The 1,785-nt window shown below is 75.2% G+C and carries 3 protein-coding genes; all 3 read right to left on the bottom strand.

Going from position 1 to position 1,785, the window contains the following annotated elements; all coding sequences use genetic code 11:
- Positions 1–62: 62 nt before the first annotated feature.
- On the bottom strand, positions 63–602 hold the full coding sequence (pyrE, locus tag AOK09_RS33405; RefSeq protein ID WP_055590970.1) for an orotate phosphoribosyltransferase: 540 nt from the start codon (positions 600–602) through the stop codon (positions 63–65).
- A gap of 15 nt (positions 603–617) precedes the next feature.
- Positions 618–1,517 carry an aldose epimerase family protein gene (locus AOK09_RS33400; protein WP_245687599.1) on the bottom strand — a complete coding sequence of 300 codons (900 nt, stop codon included), beginning with the start codon at positions 1,515–1,517 and terminating at the stop codon, positions 618–620.
- 88 nt (positions 1,518–1,605) lie between these two features.
- A partial coding sequence (locus AOK09_RS33395) for a hypothetical protein (RefSeq protein ID WP_157876137.1) occupies positions 1,606–1,785 on the bottom strand: 180 nt, incomplete at its 5' end.

The following is a 1,785-nucleotide window of genomic DNA, read 5'->3' as shown; positions in this document are numbered from 1 at the left end:
CGGCGGGCGGATGTTTCACGTGAAACATCCGCCCGCCGCGCTGTGTCCGCGTCCGGGTGGCGTCAGCCCAGGTCGAGGTCGCCCAGGGTGAAGGCGGTGTAGTAGGGCAGCCCGGCCTCCTGGACCGCCGGGGCGGCGCCCCGCTCCACGATCACCGCCACGCCGACCACCTCGGCGCCCGCCTCACGCAGCGCCTCCACCGCGGTCAGCACCGAGCCGCCCGTGGTGGAGGTGTCCTCCACCGCCAGTACCCGGCGGCCCTTGACGTCCGGGCCCTCGATACGGCGCTGCAGCCCGTGCGCCTTGCCCGCCTTGCGGACCACGAAGGCGTCCAGGCTGCGTCCACGGGCGGCGGCGGCGTGCAGCATCGCCGTGGCCACCGGGTCCGCACCCAGGGTGAGGCCGCCGACGGCGTCGTACGGCAGATCCGCGGTGAGGTCCAGCATGACCCGGCCCACCAGCGGGGCGGCCTCACCGTCCAGGGTGATGCGGCGCAGGTCCACGTAGTAGTCGGCCTCCCGGCCGGAGGAGAGGGTGACCTTGCCGTGCACGACGGCCTTGTCCTTGATCTGCGCCAGCAGGGCGTCGCGGTCGGTGCTCATGGACCACCAGCCTAGTCAGTCCTGCGGGCCGCGCTCGTCGCACGGGCGCTCCCAGCGCCAGACGGTCACCGCCTCCAGCGGGTCGATCGGGGTGACCATGCGGGGCTCGGTGTTGAGCCCGTTGGGCGGACCGCTCTGCGGCTCGACACAGAGAGCGTCGCCGAGGACGTCGAAGACCACCGCCCAGCGGCAGTCGCTGGTGAGCGTCAGCCGCAGCAGACCGGGCCAGTCCAGGACGGCCCGTACGCCGTCCGGCATCCCGAAGCAGTCGTCCCAGGGACCGGGCAACGGGTCGATCCGCCGACCGGTGGGCAGCTGGTCCGGGCCGCGCTCCTCCTGCCAGGCCGGGGCGAAGTCCAGCTCGACCGGCTGACTGCCCTCGGGCGCCCCCAGCGGGTGCCGCAGAAACCAGGGATGCCAGCCGACCTGCGCGGGGAAGGAGTCCCCCCGGGTCTCCACCTCCAGGGTCAGGGTCAGCTGCTCGGGTTCCAGCTGGAAGCGCTGGGTGACCCGGCCCGGGTAGGGCCAGGGGTCGCCCAGGTCCAGGACGAAGGACGCCTCCCGGTCGGTGGGCGGCCCCGCCGGGCGCCAGACGGCGGTGGCCGCGGTGCCGTGGACGGCATGCGGGGGCAGCACATCCGTCGGCAGCCGATGGCGTACCGGGCCGTTGTTGAAGACCCCTCGGTCCACCCGCCCGGCCCACGGCACCATGGGGAAGCTGCCCCAGCCGAAGACCCGGTCCGAGGGCACCGTCACCGGTTCCGCGGGCTGCCTGCGGAGCAGCTCGAGACCGCCGATGCGCAGGCTCCCCAGCCGGCAGCCCGACCCGGGCAGCACGGTCACCTCGGCGTCTCCGGCGGCGAGTCGGACGGCGGAGGACGACCCCTCCACCCGGTCGGTGGCAGCGCTGCTCAAGAGGCCTCCGTACGCGTCGTCACTGCGGGGGACGGGACGGCGTGGCCGCCGGCACGGTGCCGGGCAGCGCCGCCGCTCAGGGCATGGCTCAGTGTCTGCGCAGCGCACGGGCCAGCGCGACCGCACCCCCCAGCAGGGCGACACCGCCGCCGATCACCCACGGCAGCACCGCCCGGTCGGCCTCGGGGGTGGCGACCGGTGTCGCCGGGCCCCGCTCCCCACCGGTCCAGCGGGCCGCGGCCCTGGCCCTGGCGCTGCGGGCGGGGAG

The sequence above is a fragment of the Peterkaempfera griseoplana genome (assembly GCF_001418575.1).
Classification (GTDB): domain Bacteria; phylum Actinomycetota; class Actinomycetes; order Streptomycetales; family Streptomycetaceae; genus Peterkaempfera; species Peterkaempfera griseoplana.
This window is presented reverse-complemented; position numbering and strand designations above follow the sequence as displayed.

What these genes read in the sequence shown, in the direction of transcription:
- pyrE (WP_055590970.1), bottom strand. Translation starts at nt 602, where the DNA reads ATGAGCACCGACCGCGACGCCCTGCTGGCGCAGATCAAGGACAAGGCC.